This window comes from Vibrio sp. 1288 (genome assembly GCF_033344475.1).
On the sequence record NZ_JAWPOX010000840.1, the window covers coordinates 1 to 587 of the forward strand.

The following is a 587-nucleotide window of genomic DNA, read 5'->3' on the forward strand; positions in this document are numbered from 1 at the left end:
ATCAATACCGAACGCAGCGACGCCTAACAGAATCAGCAGAACCATACTGATGAGCACCAAGGTGATCCCTTTCTGGGTTCGCCTTGTTGCTGTCTGCATTTTCCTTCGCATAGCCCCTCCTATAAGTGAACGAATCACTTATTTTTCTTTGGCTACCCCGTTATTGTTGTATACCTCTAAGCTGACCTGCGTGCGCTCACCGCTTCCCTCTGGTAGATAACCTAGGTTTTCATACCATGCTTCCGGATTTAGCGTTTGTTCTGCGCGCAATTGGCTTACCGAGATTCCAAGATCAGGGTCATTCGCACAGCCAAACAAGCCGAATGATGTGAAACAAATGGTCATGATCATTATGCTTTTCATCTTGCTCTCCATTTATAGACTGTGCCCAAACTTGCCCTCAGAGCCACCTTCTGACGAACCGTACTGATTAAAATTATTGTTTGTATCTTCTTCTCTGATGTCATTGAGTTGATAGCGGTCGAAATCGAGTTTCGCGCCTTTACCCAACAGATAGAACTCCACATCGTTTGGAGCTACGAACCCATCGGTCGGCAGAGTCACTCTGCGTCTATCGATTGGCGTCG

General features: G+C 46.8%; 1 protein-coding gene and 1 pseudogene. Both read right to left on the reverse strand.

Annotated features, from left to right (window positions below):
- Positions 1-138: 138 nt before the first annotated feature.
- Positions 139-363 (reverse strand): hypothetical protein, encoded by a 225-nt coding sequence (locus R8O11_RS29665; RefSeq protein WP_005482341.1) that lies wholly within the window; start codon positions 361-363, stop codon positions 139-141.
- A 12-nt stretch (positions 364-375) separates the two neighbouring features.
- Positions 376-587: pseudogene (locus R8O11_RS29670) on the reverse strand (type II and III secretion system protein family protein); the annotation flags it as partial.

What these genes read in the sequence shown, in the direction of transcription:
- R8O11_RS29665 (WP_005482341.1), bottom strand. Translation starts at nt 363, where the DNA reads ATGAAAAGCATAATGATCATGACCATTTGTTTCACATCATTCGGCTTG.